Raw genomic sequence first — 17,974 nt, forward strand, 5'->3', positions numbered from 1 at the left:
ATATGAATGCACCTTTTACGTATGCATCACCCACGCTGAGCGTCGAGGCGCTCAAGCACTCGATCGCCTATAAGCTGATGTTCACCATCGGCAAGGATCCGGTGATCGCCAATAAACACGAATGGCTTAACGCTACGCTGTTCGCCGTGCGTGATCGTCTTGTAGAACGCTGGCTGCGCTCCAACCGTGCGCAGCTGTCTCAGGAAACCCGGCAGGTTTACTACCTGTCGATGGAGTTTCTGATTGGCCGCACGCTCTCCAACGCCATGTTGTCATTAGGTATTTACGAAGACGTAAAAAACGCCCTTGAAGAAATGGGGCTGGATCTGGAAGAGCTGATCGACGAAGAAAACGACCCCGGTTTAGGTAACGGCGGTCTGGGTCGTCTGGCGGCCTGTTTCCTGGATTCGCTGGCGACCCTCGCCCTGCCGGGGCGTGGCTACGGCATCCGCTATGACTACGGCATGTTCAAACAGAACATCGTCGACGGACGCCAGAAAGAGTCGCCGGACTACTGGCTGGAATACGGTAACCCGTGGGAATTCAAGCGCCACAACACGCGCTATAAAGTGCGTTTTGGTGGACGTGTTCAGCTGGAAGGGAAAAAATCCCGCTGGCTGGAAACGGAAGAAATTCTGGCGGTGGCTTACGATCAGATCATCCCTGGCTACGACACCGACGCGACCAACACCTTGCGTTTGTGGAATGCCCAGGCCAGTAGCGCGATTAACCTCGGTAAATTTAACCAGGGCGACTATTTCGCCGCGGTGGAAGATAAAAACCACTCGGAAAACGTCTCCCGCGTGCTCTATCCGGACGACTCAACCTATTCCGGGCGCGAACTGCGCTTACGGCAGGAGTATTTCCTGGTGTCGGCGACGGTGCAGGATATCCTCAATCGCCACTACATGCTGCACAAAACCTACGCCAATCTGGCGGACAAAATTGCCATTCACCTCAACGATACGCACCCGGTGCTCGGTATTCCTGAGCTGATGCGTCTGCTGATGGATGAGCATAAGTTCTCCTGGGATGATGCTTTCGAAGTGACCTGCCAGGTGTTCTCCTACACCAACCACACGCTGATGAGCGAAGCGCTGGAAACCTGGCCGGTGGATATGCTCGGCAAGATCCTGCCGCGTCATCTGCAAATCATCTTTGAAATCAACGACTACTTCCTGAAGACCGTGCAGGATCAGTATCCGAATGACACCGGCCTGCTGAGCCGCGTGTCCATCATCGACGAATCCAACGGTCGCCGTGTCCGCATGGCGTGGCTGGCGGTAGTGGCAAGCCATAAAGTGAATGGCGTGTCCGAACTGCACTCCAACCTGATGGTGCAGTCGCTGTTTGCTGATTTCGCGAAGATCTTCCCGACCCGCTTCACCAACGTCACAAACGGCGTCACGCCGCGACGCTGGCTGGCGCTGGCGAACCCGCCGCTGTCTGATGTGCTGGACGAAAATATTGGCCGCACCTGGCGTACCGATTTGAGCCAGCTGCAGGAGCTTGAGCAGCACATTGATTTCCCGGCGGTGAACCAGGCAGTGCGTCAGGCGAAGCTGGAGAACAAAAAGCGTCTGGCGATCATGATCGCCCAGCAGCTGAACGTGGTGGTCAATCCAAAAGCCCTGTTCGACGTGCAGATCAAGCGAATCCACGAATACAAACGTCAGCTGATGAACGTGCTGCATGTGATTGCGCGCTACAACCGCATCAAGGCCGATCCTGAGGCGAACTGGGTGCCGCGCGTCAACATCTTCGCCGGTAAAGCAGCGTCAGCCTATTACATGGCGAAGCACATTATTCATCTCATCAATGACGTTGCCAAAGTGGTGAATAACGATCCGCAGATCGGCGACAAACTGAAAGTGGTGTTTATCCCCAACTACAGCGTCAGTCTGGCGCAGATGATCATTCCGGCCGCCGATCTCTCTGAGCAGATTTCGCTGGCCGGGACGGAGGCATCCGGCACCAGTAACATGAAATTCGCCCTGAACGGCGCGCTGACCATCGGCACGCTGGATGGCGCGAACGTCGAGATGCGGGAACACGTTGGCGAAGAGAATATCTTTATCTTCGGTAACACGGCGGATGAAGTTGAAGAACTGCGCCGTCAGGGTTACAAACCGCGTGATTACTACGAGCAGGATGAAGAGCTGCGCGACGTGCTGACGCAGATCGCCACCGGCGTATTCAGCCCGGAAGAGCCGGGTCGTTACCGCGATCTGGTGGATTCACTGATTAACTTCGGCGATCACTATCAGGTGCTGGCGGATTTCCGCAGCTATGTGGATTGTCAGGATCGCGTGGACGAGCTGTATCGTCATCCGGAAGAGTGGACCATTAAAGCTATGCATAACATTGCGGCGATGGGCTATTTCTCCTCGGACCGCACCATCCAGGAGTACGCCGACAAGATCTGGCATATCGATCCGGTGCGGTTGTAAATTAGTACGATTAACGGGGCCTGAAGGCCCCGTTTTTTATTATGATGCTAATGACAGTTCGCGTTTGCCGTGGCGCGTCAGCCACTGCGCAATGCGCGACTGCTGCTCAGCATTGAGCCACATCCCCTGTTTGGTACGACGCCAGATGGCATCGTCCAGGCGTCGCACCCATTCGTGCTCGACCAGGTAACGCAGTTCCGCTTCGTAAAACTCATGCCCGAAATCTTCGCCCAGATCGGCCAATGAACTCGCGCCGCCGAGGATCAGTTCGCTGTTGCTGCCGTAAGTGCGCGCATAGTGACGCGCCATCTGCTCGCTGATAAACGGATAGCGACGACGCAGTTTAGCCGCGTAGTCATCGCGATCGCCCTGCAGATCGCCGCCCGGCAGCACGCAGTCTTTCGTCCACGCCGGGCCAATGTCTTTATAGTACGTCGACAGTTTTTCCATCGCGTGTTCCGCCAGCTTACGGTAGGTCGTCAGCTTGCCGCCGAATACGGACAGCAACGGCGCTTTGCCGTTTTCGTCGTGAATATCCAGCGTGTAATCGCGGGTGATCGCCTGCGGCGAATCGGATTCGTCATCGCACAGCGGACGCACACCTGAATAAGTCCAGACGATGTCGTCGCGCGCCAGCTGCTTTTTAAAGTGCGCGTTATAGACCTTCAGCAGGTAGTTGATTTCGCTTTCGTCGATCTCAACCTTTTTCGGATCGCCCTGGTATTCCACATCGGTGGTGCCAATGATGGAAAACTCATCCATCCACGGAATGACAAACACAATGCGTTTATCTTCGTTTTGCAGGATGTAAGCCTGTTTCTGGGTATGCACGCGCGGCACGACAATGTGGCTGCCTTTGATCAGGCGGATACCGTACGGGGACGGCAGCTCCATCCCTTCGTCGAAGAACTGTTTCACCCACGGGCCGGTGGCGTTCACCAGACCGCGCGCCTGCCAGGTGTATTTCTCGCCGGTATCAACGTCTTCCGCTTCCACCACCCACAGGCCATTAACGCGTTTTGCGGAGGTGGCGCGGGTGCGGGTCATCACTTCGCCGCCTTTGCGCACGACCATTTGCGCATTCGCCAGTACCAGACGCGCATCGTCCACCCAGCAGTCAGAATATTCGAAACCGCGCACGATTTCGGGTTTCATTACGGATTCTGCGCCAAAACGCAAACCGGCAGATGCGGGCAGGCTGGTACGTTTACCCAGATGATCGTACATAAACAGACCAATGCGGATCATCCACGCCGGACGCAGATGCGGGCGGTGTGGCAGACGAAAACGCATCGGGAAGGCAATGTGCGGGGCCATTTTCAGCAGCACTTCACGTTCTGCCAGGGCTTCGCTCACCAGGCGAAACTCGTAGTGTTCAAGGTAGCGCAGGCCGCCGTGGATCAATTTAGAACTCGCTGACGAGGTGGCGCAGGCAAGATCCTGCGCTTCCAGCATGAGCACAGATAAACCCCGCCCTGCGGCGTCTGCCGCGATACCGGCACCGTTGATGCCCCCGCCTATCACAATCAGATCTTTGGTTTCCATGTTCGCCTCATGCACTTTCGTAAAAGCTCAAAAATGTTCGTTATCGCTCATAATAGCAAAGGAATGGCGCATTGGTAACATCAAAAAAACAATTTAGAGTGATATGCATAACATAATGGCGTTTACCTGCCGTGAAGACGTAAACTTGTCGCTAAGATGTGGGGCCAGCGTACCCGCCAGAATTTGCACAACGAAAGAGAGCACCATGGATCAATTTGAATGTATTAACGTGGAAGAAACCCATCAAAAGCTGCAACAAAAGCAGGCGGTGCTGGTGGATATTCGCGATCCGCAAAGTTTCGCCATGGGTCACACGCCTGGCGCGTTCCATCTGACGAACGATACGCTCAGCGCCTTCATGCAGGAACACGACTACGACACGCCGGTGATGGTGATGTGCTATCACGGCAACAGCAGCAAGGGCGCGGCCCAGTATCTGCTGCAACAGGGCTTTGATCAGGTCTACAGCGTCGATGGCGGGTTTGACGCCTGGCACCGCCATTTTCCTGGCGAGGTGGCGCACGGATCGCTTTAAACCTTTATACTGTCCTCTTTTATGTGGAATAAGTGCAGCCAGCGATGTTGATGATCACCTCTTTTACCAATCCGCGTATCGCCCAGGCGTTTGTTGATTACATGCAAACGCAGGGCATCACCCTGACGATCCAGCATCACGCTACCACCGACGTCTGGCTGGCGGATGAAAGCCAGGCTGAACGCGTTCACGCGGAACTGGCGCGCTTTTTAGAAAACCCCGGCGATCCTCGTTACCTGGCGGCAAGCTGGACGTCAGGCCAGACCAACAGCGGCCTGCATTATCAGCGCTACCCATTTCTGGCCACGCTGCGCCAGCGGGCCGGGCCCTTTACCCTGGCGCTGGCGGCGATCTGTGTCCTGGTATTTATCATCATGAACGTCGTGGGCGATGAGCCGGTTATGGCCTGGCTTGCCTGGCCTTACGATCCCTCCCTGCGCTTTGATGTCTGGCGTTATTTCAGCCACGCGGTGATGCATTTTTCCGTGCTGCACATTCTGTTTAACCTGTTGTGGTGGTGGTATCTCGGCGGCGCGGTGGAAAAGCGACTCGGCAGCGGCAAGCTGATTGTCATCACCATCATCAGCGCCCTGCTGAGCGGTTTCATACAGCATAAATTCAGCGGCCCGTGGTTCGGCGGTCTGTCCGGCGTGGTCTATGCGCTGATGGGCTACGTCTGGCTGCGGGGTGAGCGCGATCCGCAAAGCGGGATTAATTTGCCGCGCGGCTTGATAGCCTTCGCCTTAGTGTGGTTAATTGCCGGTTGGTTTGATCTGTTCGGCATGTCCATCGCCAATGGCGCCCATGTCACCGGTCTGGTTGTCGGTCTCGCCATGGCGTTTGTCGATACGCAAAATGTGCGAAAACGAACATAAATTTTCCAGGATATTTCATGAAGCAGACACAACGCCACGATGCCATTATCGAACTGGTGAAAAAGCAGGGATACGTCAGTACCGAGGAGCTGGTGGAGCAATTCTCCGTCAGCCCGCAGACGATCCGTCGCGATCTGAATGACCTTGCCGATCAGAATATGATCCTGCGCCATCACGGCGGCGCGGCGTTGCCGTCCAGCTCGGTGAATACCCCGTGGCACGATCGTAAAGCCACGCAAACCGCCGAAAAAGAGCGTATTGCCCGTAAAGTGGCAAGCCAGATCCCCAACGGTGCAACATTATTTATTGATATTGGCACGACGCCGGAAGCGGTGGCCCATGCGTTACTGGAGCACAGCAATCTGCGGGTGGTAACCAATAACCTGAACGTGGCCAACACGCTGAAAACGAAAGAAGACTTCCGCATTATTCTGGCCGGAGGCGAATTGCGCAGCCGGGACGGCGGGATTATTGGCGAAGCCACGCTGGATTTTATCTCCCAGTTCCGTCTCGATTTCGGCATCCTGGGGATCAGCGGTATTGATACCGATGGTTCGCTGCTGGAGTTTGATTATCACGAAGTGCGCACCAAGCGGGCGATCATTGAAAACTCTCGCCACGTCATGCTGGTGGTCGATCATTCCAAGTTTGGTCGTAACGCGATGGTGAATATGGGCAGCATCAGCATGGTGAATGCCGTGTACACCGACGTGATGCCGCCCGCCGGTGTCCTGCAGGTCATCAAGGATCACAATATTCAGCTTGAGCTGTGCTAGCGAAACGGGGCTTATACCCCGTATCCCATCATCTTCAATAGCTGCTGCGCGTGCTGCACCGCATCCTGACGGTGCGCCACGCCGAGCTTCTGATACAGATTACGAATGTGCGTTTTGATGGTGGTGGCCGCCACCGCCAGCTCACCAGCAATCTGTTCATTGCTGTAGCCGGAATAGATCAGCCCTAAAACCTGCCATTCCCGCTGGGTCAGCGGGCTGGTGCGGATCAGCTCCGGCACTTCCGGGTGATTGAGCAGCCTTTCGACAAATCCTTCATCAAAATGCGCGAACTTGTGGCGATGATGCTGATTGATGTCGCGAAGTATACGCTGGGCGCGATGCCCTTCCAGTTCCGGCAGGGCATTAAGCTGGATCAGCTGGCGCAGTTGCTGCGCCATCGCTTCCCCTTCAATCACAAAGTGGCTGATAAAGCCGGTGCGGTTGGCCAGCGTGAGCGCTTCCATCAGCACCCGCTGGGCGTCGCTTTTACGTCCCGCCTGCCAGTAGAGCTGGTTCAGCAACAGCAGGTTGCGGTTCAGATCGCTCATCAGCCGCAGACTGCGCGCGTTTTCGTTTAACTCTTCCAGCACCATCTCCGCCGGATCGAAATCACCGAGCAGGATCTGCGCGCGGGCGATGTTGCGCCACTGGCTTTGCAGGAAATGGTTATCGGCGAATTCCGGCTTCGGCGTCTGGCGCAGCCACTGGGCTGCGGCATTTTTGTCGCCAATCATCTGCCAGTAAATCACCCGTACTTTATCGGCGTTGGATACCCAGTCGCTGTGATACTGGCCGTTGCCGAGCAGGTTTTCCAGACGGTTAAGATGGCTGCGGGCGTTGTCCAGATCGCCGCGCGCCAGAGAGTTCTGCACCAGCAGCGCCAGACACTGCATCTGCTGCTGCGGCTGGTAGGCGGCGAGTACGTTCAGCCCTTCGCGGGCGGCGGCTTCCGATTCATCCAGACGCGCCCACGCCCACAGCAGTTGCGCGCGGATGCGCAGTAAAAACTCGTGCAGCGGCAACTGCTCAAGATGCTGCTCGCGGATGAGCGCAAAGGCTTTTTCCTGCGTTTCCCAGGCGGCCTGTAAAAAGCCCTGGGCGAACAGAATTTCGCTCTGCTGGATCAGGCTCCACAGCGCGTAATGCCAGACGTCGTGGCGACGCGCCATCTGCTCGGTCTGCTGCATCACCGCCAGCGAGTTGGTCAGCTGTCCTTTGCAGTGCAGCACTTCGCCGTGTACCGAGGTGGCGACGATACGGCTGTAGTAATTCGCCAGCGGCAGCTCTTCCAGCGCCACGGTCGACAGGCGCTCGGCTTCCGCGGGATCGCCGGCGTTGATCGCCACCTGCGCGCGCAGGGCGTTGAAATCACCGTGCAGGGAGCGGTCCATTTCCATGTCCATCTCCTGCTCGGCGCGGGCCAGCAGAGTGTTCACTTCGCTGTAGCGGTACTGGCTTTGCATCAGCCACGCCTGAAGCAGCACCAGGCGCGGATTCTCCAGCAGACTTTCCCAGGGCAGCGCTTTCAGGGATTCTTCCAGCAGCGCCAGTTCGCTGTGGTTAAACAGCCCCCAGGCGTGATGCAGCAGGATGTCGCGCAGCATGTTGCCATCGCCTGCAGCCAGCGCGTGATGAATGGCTTCGCTGGGGAAGCCCTGCGCCATCCAGCTTTCCGCCGCCGCGCGGTGGATCTCCGGCAGCTCGGTCGCCAGCTCCCACTGACAGCGCTGACGCAGGAAGTTACCGAACAGCGGGTGATAGCTGAACCATTCACCGGAATCATCCATCCGTTGCAGAAAAAGGCCCTGACGTTCGATCTCTTCCAGGCGCATCTGCCCGTTTTCTTCGCCCGTAACACGCACAATCAGCGCGTCGTTCATCGAGCGCAGCAGGGAACTTTTCAGCAACAAATGACGGGTACTGAGATCGATATTATCCAGCACTTCATCCACCAGATAATCGGAAAGATGGCTGGCATTGATCCCCGCGAGGCGGCGCGCGGACTGGTGCGCGGCATGGTTATTCTGGCGGGCGGAGAGGGCGATGAGCTGTAGCGCGGTGGCCCAGCCGGCCACATCGTCGCACAAGCGGCTGCTCTCTGCCGGTTCAATGGGGGATTCCAGGCGACAATCAAAAAACTGCTTGGCTTCCTGATGGGTAAAGGCCAGATGCTGACTGCCGATTTCCAGCAGTTGATCGCGTACGCGCAGGTTGGCGATACCCAGTTGCGGCAAATTACGCGACAGCACCACCAGCGTCAGGCATTCCGGCTGATGGCGCAGGAAAAAGCGCATGGCGTCGTGGATCACCGGATTAGTGACCAGGTGGTAATCATCAATCACCAGATAGAGTGGGCGATCCCAGTCCGCCAGCTCGATAAACAGCTGGGCAAACAGCGACGACAGGCTGGCGTACTGGCCTTTCTGGGCAATGGCTTCGCTGGTGACGCAGTGGCCGTGGGTGGCCTGCTGCACCGCCGCCATCAAGTAGCTGGCAAAGCGCTCCTGCTGATTGTCCCCCTCATCAAGGGAAAACCATCCGAGATCGCTTTTCCCTGCGGCCCACTGCGAAATCAGGGTCGTTTTTCCATAACCGGCAGGACTTGTCACCAGCGCCAGGCGAAAATTGTTGGCGCCCGCAAGTTTAGCCAGCAATCGGTCGCGCACCACTGTGTGGTCAAGGCGAACCGGGCGACTTAATTTAGACGGAATCAACATAGTCATCACTTCACTGTGAGGTAACGGGAAAGGCGATTTTTTTTGCGCTTCGTAATTAATAAAGAATACGTTCGGCCAGAATGACATGTATTGCAAGTTATGTCCGAATTTGACCGCGCTTAATTTGCACTGTGTCACAATTCCATAACCTTTATGAATATTACCTCCGACAGCCAGCCATGGCGCATGAACACTGAATCGGCGATAAAGCGCGCAAACGAAAAAATGCGCTTTTTTGACCCACAGCGAATTTAAATATTATGAAAATCGATGTCAGCTTATGTCTGCCAGAAATAGCCGTGACGCGGTTTAAATTTTCAGCAAAATAATAAATTTTTCGCATTGTATTTACCCGCACCAGATAATTCCCATGAAACGACATTTCAATTTTTTGAACCTGTTCCGGGTTATCGGCGAATGACCGCGGCAGAATGCCCGCATACAAGGAGGCTAAGTGGCCGCGATCACACTTTTCGCTCCTCCCCGCTACTCCTCCCTTTCTAATCCCTGGCAGGATGAGGTAGCCGAAACGGGAGCCAGGCACACTAGCACTAATGTTGTTTTTTACTTACAGGATCCGAGTTCCCTATGTCACAGCCCACATTTAACACAGCACAATTCGAAGCGGCCCTGACGCGTCAGTGGCAGCGTTTTGGTCTTAATGCCGCAGACCAGATGACCCGGCAGCAGTGGTGGCACGCGGTCAGCGGCGCGCTGGCGGAATTACTGCCGGTACAGGCAGAAGCCCCGGCCAAAAACCAGCGCCACGTGAACTACATCTCAATGGAATTTCTGATTGGTCGTCTGACCGGCAACAACCTGCTCAACCTCGGCTGGTATCAGGAGGTGAGCGATGTGCTTCAAACCCATAACGTCAACCTGACGGATTTGCTGGAAGAAGAGATCGATCCGGCGCTGGGCAACGGTGGGCTGGGGCGTCTCGCTGCCTGCTTCCTGGACTCCATGGCGACGGTGGGCCAGTCCGCGACCGGCTATGGCCTGAACTACCAGTACGGCCTGTTCCGCCAGTCTTTTGCTGACGGGCAGCAGCAGGAAGCGCCGGACGACTGGCATCGCGGCAGCTATCCGTGGTTCCGTCACAATGCCGCGCTGGATGTGCAGGTTGGCATCGGCGGCAAAGTCAGCAAAGACGGCCACTGGACGCCAGCCTTCAATCTTATCGGCGAAGCCTGGGATCTGCCGGTGCTCGGCTACCGCAACAGCGTCGCGCAGCCGCTGCGCCTGTGGCAGGCAAAACATGCCCATCCGTTCGACCTCACCCGTTTTAACAACGGCGATTTCCTGCGTGCCGAACAGCAGGGCATCGACGCCGAAAAACTGACCAAAGTGCTCTACCCGAACGACAACCATCTGGCGGGCAAAAAGCTGCGTCTGATGCAGCAGTATTTCCAGTGCGCCTGTTCGGTGGCAGATATTCTGCGCCGTCATCACCTCGCCGGACGTACCATTGCGCAGTTGCCGGACTTCGAAGTGATCCAGCTTAACGACACGCACCCGACCATCGCCATTCCGGAGCTGCTGCGCGTGTTGATCGACGAACACCAGCTCAGCTGGGACGACGCCTGGGCGATCGCCGGCAAAACCTTCGCCTACACCAACCATACCCTGATGCCGGAAGCGCTGGAGTGCTGGGATGAGAAGCTGGTGAAAGCGCTGCTGCCGCGCCATATGCAGATCATCAACACCATCAATAACCGCTTTAAATCGCAGGTGGAGCAAACCTGGCCGGGGGACAAAGACGTCTGGGCGAAGCTGGCGGTGGTGCATAACAAACAGGTGCGCATGGCGAATCTGTGCGTGGTGAGCGGCTTTGCCGTCAACGGCGTGGCGGCGCTGCACTCGGATCTGGTGGTCAAAGATCTGTTCCCGGAATATCACCAGCTGTGGCCGAATAAATTCCACAATGTGACCAACGGCATCACACCGCGCCGCTGGATCAAACAGTGCAACCCGGCGCTGGCCGCGCTGCTCGACACGACGCTGAAAACCGAATGGGCCAACGATCTCGACCAGCTTCAGGGCCTGGAAAAATATGCCGACGACGTGGCGTTCCGCGCGCAGTACCGCGATATCAAACGGGCCAACAAAGTGCGTCTGGCAAGCTATGTGAAAGCGCGCACCGGCATTGAGATCAATCCGGAGGCCATTTTTGATATTCAGATCAAACGCCTGCACGAGTACAAACGTCAGCACCTCAATCTGCTGCATATTCTGGCGCTGTACAAAGAGATCCGCGAAAACCCGACCGCCGACCGCGTGCCGCGCGTCTTCCTGTTTGGCGCGAAAGCCGCGCCGGGCTACTACCTGGCGAAAAACATCATCTTCGCCATCAACAAAGTGGCGGAAGCGGTCAACAACGATCCCCGTGTCGGCGACAAACTGAAAGTGGTATTCCTGCCGGATTACTGCGTGTCGGCAGCGGAAATGCTCATCCCGGCGGCGGATGTTTCCGAGCAGATTTCCACCGCGGGCAAAGAGGCCTCCGGCACCGGCAATATGAAGCTGGCGCTCAACGGCGCGCTCACTGTCGGTACGCTTGATGGCGCAAATGTCGAAATTGCCGAGCAGGTTGGCGACGATAACATCTTTATCTTCGGCCATACTGTTGAACAGGTGAAGGCGCTGAAGGCCAAAGGCTACGATCCGCTGAAGTGGCGCAAGAAAGACAAAGTGCTGGATGCGGTGCTCAAAGAGCTGGAAAACGGCGTCTACAGCGATGGCGATAAACACGCCTTCGATCAGATGCTGCACAGCATGGGCAAGCAGGGCGGCGACCCGTATCTGGTGATGGCCGACTTCACCGCCTATGTCGACGCGCAAAAACAAGTGGACGTCCTGTACCGCGATCAGGACGCCTGGACGCGAGCCGCCATTCTGAACACCGCCCGCTGCGGCATGTTCAGTTCGGATCGCTCCATCCGTGATTATCAGACCCGTATCTGGCAGGCCAAACGTTAAGGAAAGCCATGGAAAGCAAACGACTTGATGCCGCCGCGCTGGCGGCGGGGATCAGCCCTCATTACATCAATGCTCACGGTAAACCGCAGTCTATTGGCGCTGAAACCAAACAGCGTTTGCTGGACGCCATGCATCGCCCGACCGCCCCGAAAAAGGGGGCGGTTCCGCCTGTGCCGCCGGTGAAGATCTTTACCCACGGCAAAAAAATGCCGCTGCCTGTTGAAGGCAGCGGGGAATTCAGCTGGCGGCTGATCACCGAAGAGGGCCGGGAGTACACCGGCCTGGCCACCGGTGGCAAAGCGCTCAATCTGCCGGCGAAGCTGCCGGAGGGCTATCACACGCTTGAGATCGGTAAGGCGAAACAGCAATGGCAGTGTCGGGTGATAGTCGCGCCGAAGCGCTGCTATGAACCGCAGGCGTTACACGATGGGAAAAAACTGTGGGGCGCCTGCGTACAGCTCTATACCCTGCGTTCGGAAAAAAACTGGGGGATCGGCGATTTTGGCGATCTGCAAGCCATGCTGGTGGACGTGGCGAAGCGGGGCGGTTCCTTTATCGGCCTGAACCCGATCCACGCGCTCTATCCGGCCAATCCGGAAAGCGCCAGTCCGTACAGCCCGTCGTCCCGCCGCTGGCTGAATATCGTCTATATCGACGTCAACGCCGTGGAGGATTTCCAGCGCAGTAAAGAAGCGCAGAAGTGGTGGAAAATGGCCTCCACGCAGGATGCGCTGCGTGCCGCGCGCGACGCCGAATACGTGGATTATTCGACCGTTACCGCGCTGAAAATTGCCGCGCTGCGTCTGGCGTGGAAAGGCTTTGCCGCCCGTAAAGACAGCGATGCGCAGAAAGTGGCGTTCAACGACTTTGTTACGCAGGAAGGCGAGAGCCTGTACTGGCAGGCGGCGTTTGACGCGCTGCACGCGCAGCAGGTGAAAGAAGATGAGATGCGCTGGGGCTGGCCGGCATGGCCGGAAGGCTATCAACGTACCGACAGTCCGGAAGTGAAGCAGTTCTGCGAAGAGTACGCCGACGAAGTACAGTTTTACCTGTGGCTACAGTGGCTGGCCTGCGAGCAGTTTGCGCAGTGCTGGGAAACCAGCCAGGGCTTCGCCATGCCGATTGGCCTGTACCGCGATCTGGCAGTGGGCGTGGCGGAAGGCGGCGCGGAAACCTGGTGCGATCGTGAACTTTACTGCCTGAAAGCGTCCGTCGGCGCACCGCCTGACATTCTTGGTCCGCTCGGCCAGAACTGGGGACTGCCGCCGATGGATCCGCACGTCATGACGGCGCGCGGCTACGAGCCTTTTATCCAGCTCTTGCGCGCGAACATGAAAAGCTGCGGCGCGCTGCGTATTGATCATGTGATGTCGATGCTGCGCCTGTGGTGGATCCCGTACGGCGAAACCGCCGATCAGGGGGCGTACGTGCAGTATCCGGTGGATGATTTGCTGTCGATCCTCGCCCTGGAAAGCAAGCGCCACCAGTGCATGGTGATTGGCGAAGACCTGGGGACGGTGCCGGTGGAGATTGTCAGCAAGCTGCGCGACGGCGGCATCTACTCCTACAAGGTGCTCTATTTCGAGAACAGCGAAAACGTCTTCCTGCCGCCGCAAAAATGGCCGGAACAGTCGATGGCCGTGGCGACCACTCACGATCTGCCAACGCTGCGCGGCTACTGGGAAGCCGGTGATTTAACCCTGGGCAAAACCCTGGGACTGTATCCGGACGAAGAGGTGCTGCGCGGTCTGTACCAGGATCGCGAGCGGGCGAAACAGGGTCTACTGGAGGCGCTGCACAAGCAGGGTTGTCTGCCGAAACGTGCCGGGCACAAGGCCTCACGTATGGCGATGACCAGTACGCTGAACCGCGGAATGCAGCGTTATATCGCCGATTCCAACAGCGCGCTGCTCGGCTTGCAGCCGGAAGACTGGCTGGGGATGGCCGCGCCGGTAAATATTCCCGGCACCAGTTCTCAGTACAAAAACTGGCGGCGCAAGCTGAATACCACTCTTGAGAAGATGTTTGCCGATGACGGCGTGAACAGGCTGATTAAGGATCTGGACAGAAGGCGTAAAACGGCAGGGAAGAAGTAAGTATTACATTGCCCCTCTCCGTCCGGAGAGGGGCGATAGACAGCCGTTAAATCACCGTAGCCAGCAGCAGACAACCCACCAGACCACAGACCGAAATAATGGTCTCCAGCGCCGACCATGACTTCATGGTTTCACCGATAGTCAGGTTGAAGTACTCCTTGAACAGCCAGAAGCCCGGATCGTTCACGTGGGAGAAAATCACGCTACCGGAACCCACGGCGATAACCATCAGCTCAGGGCTGACACCGGTGGTGGCGATCAGCGGTGCAGCGATGCCGCCAGCAGTGATCGCCGCAACCGTTGCAGAACCCAGCGCAATACGCAGTACTGCGGCAATCGACCAGGCCATAAAGATCGGCGATAAGTTAGTGGAGTGCATCATCGCGGCAATGTATTTATCCACGCCGCTGTCGACCAGCACCTGTTTGAACGCGCCGCCGCCGCCGATGATCAGCAGCATCATGGCGATGATTTTGATCGAGGAGGTGATGGTATCGGTCACGTCATCCATTGAACGGCCACGGTTCAGGCCGAAGGTGAAGATAGCGATCAGCACGGCAATCAGCGTGGCCATAACCGGGTCGCCGAAGAACTCAGCGTAAGGCAGCAGCGCATGGCCTTTCGGCAGCACCATTTCCGCAATCGCACGACCCGCCATCAGGATCACCGGTACCAGCGAGGTCCAGACGCTGACGCCAAAGCTCGGCATTTCGGCTTCGGTAAAGGTTTTCGCGTTGTACAGGCCTTCCGGGATCGGCTTATCAATATTTTTCAGGAAACGGGCATACACCGGGCCTGCCAGGATCACCGTCGGGATCGCCAGCAGCGTACCGTAGAGCAGGGTTTTACCCATATCGGCGTGGAAGATAGTGGCGATAGCGGTCGGACCCGGGTGCGGCGGCAGGAAGCCGTGCGTCACGGAGAGGGCTGCCGCCATCGGCACGCCGACGTAAAGCAGCGGCACGCGCGCTTTTGCGGCGATGGTGAACACCAGCGGCAGCAACAGCACGAAGCCCACTTCATAGAACAGGGCGAAACCGACCGTAAAACCGGTTAACACCACCGCCCACTGAATGTATTTCTGACCAAATTTGTCGATAAGCGTGGTGGCAATGCGCTGCGCCCCACCGCAGTCTGCGAGCAGTTTGCCGAGCATAGCGCCGAAGCCCATGATCAGCGCAAGGCTGCCGAGCGTACCGCCGACACCCGCTTTAATGGAGGCGATCACTTTGTCTACTGGCATGCCCTGCATCAGTCCGACGGCGAGCGCCACCAGGATCAGGGCAATAAATCCGTTCAGTTTAAAACGGATCATTAACAACAGTAACAAGACAACACCGATAGCAACGATGACTAATGGCATGATTTACCTGGCCTTTAATTTGTTATGGGTAACGTTAAACACCTTACTGGCGTTACCAATTATCCCGCAGGGGGAACAGAGAACGCATCGCACTGCCCCGGCTTGCTTTTAGATTTGAACAAAAGTTTAGCTGGCCGTTTGGGGTTAATGCAGTACTGGCGCGAATGATACGGGTAACATATAAGGAATGAGAATGACCCTGGCGGTTTAAATGTGAGAATTGCGAGGTGGGTCAAATTCTGGGGAAAAGGATGTTAAATTTTTGGTGGCGGGTTGCCGGGTGGCGCTGCGCTTATGAAGCCTGTAGGCCCGGTAAGCGGAGCGCCACCGGGCGGGGAACGTATTAACACGTAGGCCCGGTAAGCGAAGCGCCACCGGGCGGGGGAGTGCATCAGTAGTAGGAGTGTTCGCCGCGCTGGTGTTCGGTCAGATCGCGCACGCCTTTCAGTTCCGGGAACTCGTTCAGCAGCTGCTTCTCGATCCCTTCTTTCAGGGTCACATCGACCATTGAACAGCCGTTACAACCGCCGCCGAACTGCAGAATGGCATAGCCTTCTTCAGTAATTTCCATCAGCGTTACGCGGCCACCGTGACCGGCCAGCTGCGGGTTAACCTGCGACTGGATCATGTAATCGACGCGCTCCATCAGCGGCGCATCATCAGACACTTTACGCATTTTGGCATTCGGGGCTTTCAGCGTCAGCTGTGAACCCAGCTGATCGGTAACGAAATCGATCTCCGCATCATCCAGATACGGCGCGCTCAACTCATCGACATACGCCGTCAGCAGGTCAAATTTCAGGGCGGTGTCAGAAGCTTCCACTGCGTCCGGCGGGCAGTAAGAGACGCCACATTCAGCGTTTGGGGTACCCGGATTGATCACAAATACGCGGATTTGTGTTCCTTCTTCCTGATTTGCCAGCAGTTTGGCAAAGTGCGCTTGTGCAGCGTCGGAAATATGGATCATAGCAATGGCCTAATAGTTGACTATTTTACCTGGTTATAATACGCCCATCATCGAGGCTCTACAAGGTTCGACACAGGCACCATACCTGAACAGTCGCCGCGCCGCCCCGTAAAAGCAGCTGAGCAATCTCTGCGACGGTGCTGCCGGTAGTGACGACATCATCCACGATAGCGATATGGAGTCCGCGCACCGGTAATTCAAGGCGAAAGGCATGGCGCAGGTTATGTTTCCGCCGTCTGGCGCTGAGCTGATGCTGAACGGGCGTGGCGCGAACGCGTATCAGCGCCGTCCTGTCCCAGGCGCAGGTCAGCCAGCGGGCGAGCGGGCGGCAGAGCAGATCGCTCTGGTTAAATCCTCTGCGCCACTGGCGGCGGCGGTGGAGGGGCACGCTGATCAGTCTGTCGGGCCAGGGCGATCCCCGCTCACGATGGGCGCGGGCAACGGCTAACAGCAACAGACGCGCCAGCGCCCTGGCCACTTCCGGCTGGCGGCAGAATTTCAGCCGGTGGATCAGCGAACTGAGCGGCGGCACATAGTCGTTTACCATCACCAGTTGCTGCCAGGGCGGCGGTTTTTGCAGGCAACGCCCGCACGCCAGCCCGGAAAGCGCCGCCGGTAAACCGCACTGTGGGCAGACGGTCTGCGTGATAAACAGCGCACGGCAGCACACCGAACAGATGCCCCAGGACGCGAGCGCCAGCGGCATTCGGCATAGCCAGCATAAGCCAGGCACTGATAGCATAGATCCCCTCCCTGTTGATGAAAGAGAAGCCTAACTGATGAATGACCTGTGGTGGGAAACCAAAGGCGAAGGAAAGTGTCATCTTGTGCTGCTGCACGGATGGGGACTGAATGCGCAGGTATGGGATTGCATAACGGCGGAACTCGCGCCGCATTTTACGCTGCATCTGGTGGATCTGCCGGGATACGGCCGCAGCAGCGGCTTTGGCGCGCTGACTCTTCAGCAGATGACAGAGGCGGTGCTGGCTCGCGCGCCGGACAGCGCCATCTGGCTGGGCTGGAGTCTGGGCGGGCTGGTGGCAAGCCAGGCGGCGCTCAGCGCCCCGCAGCGTGTTCAGGCGCTGGTAACGGTCGCGTCTTCCCCTTGCTTCTGCGCCGAAGATGACTGGCCGGGTATCAAGCCTGAGGTGCTGTCCGGCTTTCAGCGTCAGCTGAGCGAGGATTTTCAGCGTACCGTGGAGCGTTTCCTTGCGCTGCAAACCCTGGGCACCGAAACGGCCCGTGCAGATGCCCGCAAACTGAAAAGCGCCGTGCTGGCGCTGCCGATGCCAGGCGAAACCGTGCTTAACGGCGGGCTGGAGATCCTCAAAACCGCCGATCTGCGCGCGCCGCTGGCTTCACTGAAGCAGCCTTTCCTGCGCCTGTACGGTCGGCTTGATGGCCTGGTGCCACGCAAAATCGTGGCGATGCTGGACGAGGCGTGGCCCGCCAGCCAGTCGGTGATCTTCCCGAAAGCCGCCCATGCGCCCTTTATTTCTCACCCGGAAGACTTTTGTCAGGCGCTGCTCGATTTTAAGGCCTCGCTGGCGTGATCCCTCTGCGGCGTGTGGCGAAATAGTCAACTGGCGTTAATACTTAAGGATGTCACTGCGGCTTTGTTGGTGAAAAGCGTAATGACCTAAGAACCACAACCTTAAAGGAGTTAAGCCT

At 57.3% G+C, this 17,974-nt stretch carries 12 protein-coding genes; 7 read left to right on the plus strand and 5 right to left on the minus strand.

Going from position 1 to position 17,974, the window contains the following annotated elements; translation table 11 throughout:
* The first annotated feature begins 2 nt into the window (after nt 1–2).
* Entirely contained in the window at nt 3–2,450 is a 2,448-nt protein-coding gene (glgP, locus tag ACQUTD_RS11170; RefSeq protein WP_318374945.1) for a glycogen phosphorylase, read from the plus strand.
* A 39-nt stretch (nt 2,451–2,489) separates the two neighbouring features.
* Here glgP and glpD read toward each other — a convergent pair whose 3' ends face one another.
* Nucleotides 2,490–3,995 carry a glycerol-3-phosphate dehydrogenase gene (gene glpD, locus ACQUTD_RS11175; protein WP_072571217.1) on the minus strand — a complete coding sequence of 502 codons (1,506 nt, stop codon included), beginning with the start codon at nt 3,993–3,995 and terminating at the stop codon, nt 2,490–2,492.
* Nucleotides 3,996–4,200: 205 nt separating this feature from the next.
* Between glpD and glpE the strand changes: the two genes are divergently transcribed.
* From glpE to ACQUTD_RS11190, 3 genes are read left to right on the plus strand one after another with little or no spacing between them, the layout of a single operon-like run.
* Nucleotides 4,201–4,530 (plus strand): thiosulfate sulfurtransferase GlpE, encoded by a 330-nt coding sequence (gene glpE / locus ACQUTD_RS11180; protein WP_072571218.1) that lies wholly within the window; start codon nt 4,201–4,203, stop codon nt 4,528–4,530.
* Between the two features lie 44 nt (nt 4,531–4,574).
* Nucleotides 4,575–5,405: a rhomboid family intramembrane serine protease GlpG gene (gene glpG / locus ACQUTD_RS11185; RefSeq protein WP_072571219.1), complete on the plus strand. Its 831-nt coding sequence runs from the start codon at nt 4,575–4,577 to the stop codon at nt 5,403–5,405.
* A gap of 17 nt (nt 5,406–5,422) precedes the next feature.
* Complete coding sequence (locus ACQUTD_RS11190; RefSeq protein WP_072571220.1) at nt 5,423–6,181, plus strand: DeoR/GlpR family transcriptional regulator; 759 nt, start codon at nt 5,423–5,425, stop codon at nt 6,179–6,181.
* Nucleotides 6,182–6,192: 11 nt separating this feature from the next.
* Here the strand turns inward: ACQUTD_RS11190 and malT are convergent, their stop codons facing one another.
* On the minus strand, nt 6,193–8,898 hold the full coding sequence (malT, locus tag ACQUTD_RS11195) for an HTH-type transcriptional regulator MalT (protein WP_072571300.1): 2,706 nt from the start codon (nt 8,896–8,898) through the stop codon (nt 6,193–6,195).
* Between the two features lie 588 nt (nt 8,899–9,486).
* Between malT and malP the strand changes: the two genes are divergently transcribed.
* Both malP and malQ read left to right on the plus strand, forming a co-directional pair.
* Complete coding sequence (malP, locus tag ACQUTD_RS11200; protein ID WP_473275100.1) at nt 9,487–11,877, plus strand: maltodextrin phosphorylase; 2,391 nt, start codon at nt 9,487–9,489, stop codon at nt 11,875–11,877.
* 8 nt (nt 11,878–11,885) lie between these two features.
* A complete protein-coding gene (malQ, locus tag ACQUTD_RS11205; protein WP_473275098.1) occupies nt 11,886–13,973 on the plus strand; it encodes a 4-alpha-glucanotransferase in 2,088 nt (695 codons plus the stop codon).
* A gap of 46 nt (nt 13,974–14,019) precedes the next feature.
* Here malQ and gntT read toward each other — a convergent pair whose 3' ends face one another.
* From gntT to gntX, 3 genes are all read right to left on the minus strand, one after another.
* Nucleotides 14,020–15,336 carry a gluconate transporter gene (gene gntT, locus ACQUTD_RS11210; protein ID WP_473275096.1) on the minus strand — a complete coding sequence of 439 codons (1,317 nt, stop codon included), beginning with the start codon at nt 15,334–15,336 and terminating at the stop codon, nt 14,020–14,022.
* 391 nt (nt 15,337–15,727) lie between these two features.
* The gene (nfuA, locus tag ACQUTD_RS11215) at nt 15,728–16,303 is read right to left on the minus strand and encodes a Fe-S biogenesis protein NfuA (protein ID WP_072571224.1); all 576 of its coding nucleotides are present in this window, start codon (nt 16,301–16,303) and stop codon (nt 15,728–15,730) included.
* Nucleotides 16,304–16,361: 58 nt separating this feature from the next.
* Complete coding sequence (gene gntX, locus ACQUTD_RS11220) at nt 16,362–17,045, minus strand: DNA utilization protein GntX (RefSeq protein ID WP_473275094.1); 684 nt, start codon at nt 17,043–17,045, stop codon at nt 16,362–16,364.
* Nucleotides 17,046–17,082: 37 nt separating this feature from the next.
* Between gntX and bioH the strand changes: the two genes are divergently transcribed.
* Nucleotides 17,083–17,856, plus strand: coding sequence for a pimeloyl-ACP methyl ester esterase BioH (bioH, locus tag ACQUTD_RS11225; protein WP_318376004.1), 774 nt, complete (start codon nt 17,083–17,085; stop codon nt 17,854–17,856).
* Nucleotides 17,857–17,974 lie beyond the last annotated feature (118 nt).

It is taken from the genome of Enterobacter sp. K510 (genome assembly GCF_055804875.1).

Coding starts and splice junctions, on each gene's coding strand:
- glgP (WP_318374945.1), top strand. CDS start 3: ATGAATGCACCTTTTACGTATGCATCACCCACGCTGAGCGTCGAGGCG.
- glpD (WP_072571217.1), bottom strand. CDS start 3,995: ATGGAAACCAAAGATCTGATTGTGATAGGCGGGGGCATCAACGGTGCC.
- glpE (WP_072571218.1), top strand. CDS start 4,201: ATGGATCAATTTGAATGTATTAACGTGGAAGAAACCCATCAAAAGCTG.
- glpG (WP_072571219.1), top strand. CDS start 4,575: ATGTTGATGATCACCTCTTTTACCAATCCGCGTATCGCCCAGGCGTTT.
- ACQUTD_RS11190 (WP_072571220.1), top strand. CDS start 5,423: ATGAAGCAGACACAACGCCACGATGCCATTATCGAACTGGTGAAAAAG.
- malT (WP_072571300.1), bottom strand. CDS start 8,898: ATGTTGATTCCGTCTAAATTAAGTCGCCCGGTTCGCCTTGACCACACA.
- malP (WP_473275100.1), top strand. CDS start 9,487: ATGTCACAGCCCACATTTAACACAGCACAATTCGAAGCGGCCCTGACG.
- malQ (WP_473275098.1), top strand. CDS start 11,886: ATGGAAAGCAAACGACTTGATGCCGCCGCGCTGGCGGCGGGGATCAGC.
- gntT (WP_473275096.1), bottom strand. CDS start 15,336: ATGCCATTAGTCATCGTTGCTATCGGTGTTGTCTTGTTACTGTTGTTA.
- nfuA (WP_072571224.1), bottom strand. CDS start 16,303: ATGATCCATATTTCCGACGCTGCACAAGCGCACTTTGCCAAACTGCTG.
- gntX (WP_473275094.1), bottom strand. CDS start 17,045: ATGCTATCAGTGCCTGGCTTATGCTGGCTATGCCGAATGCCGCTGGCG.
- bioH (WP_318376004.1), top strand. CDS start 17,083: ATGAATGACCTGTGGTGGGAAACCAAAGGCGAAGGAAAGTGTCATCTT.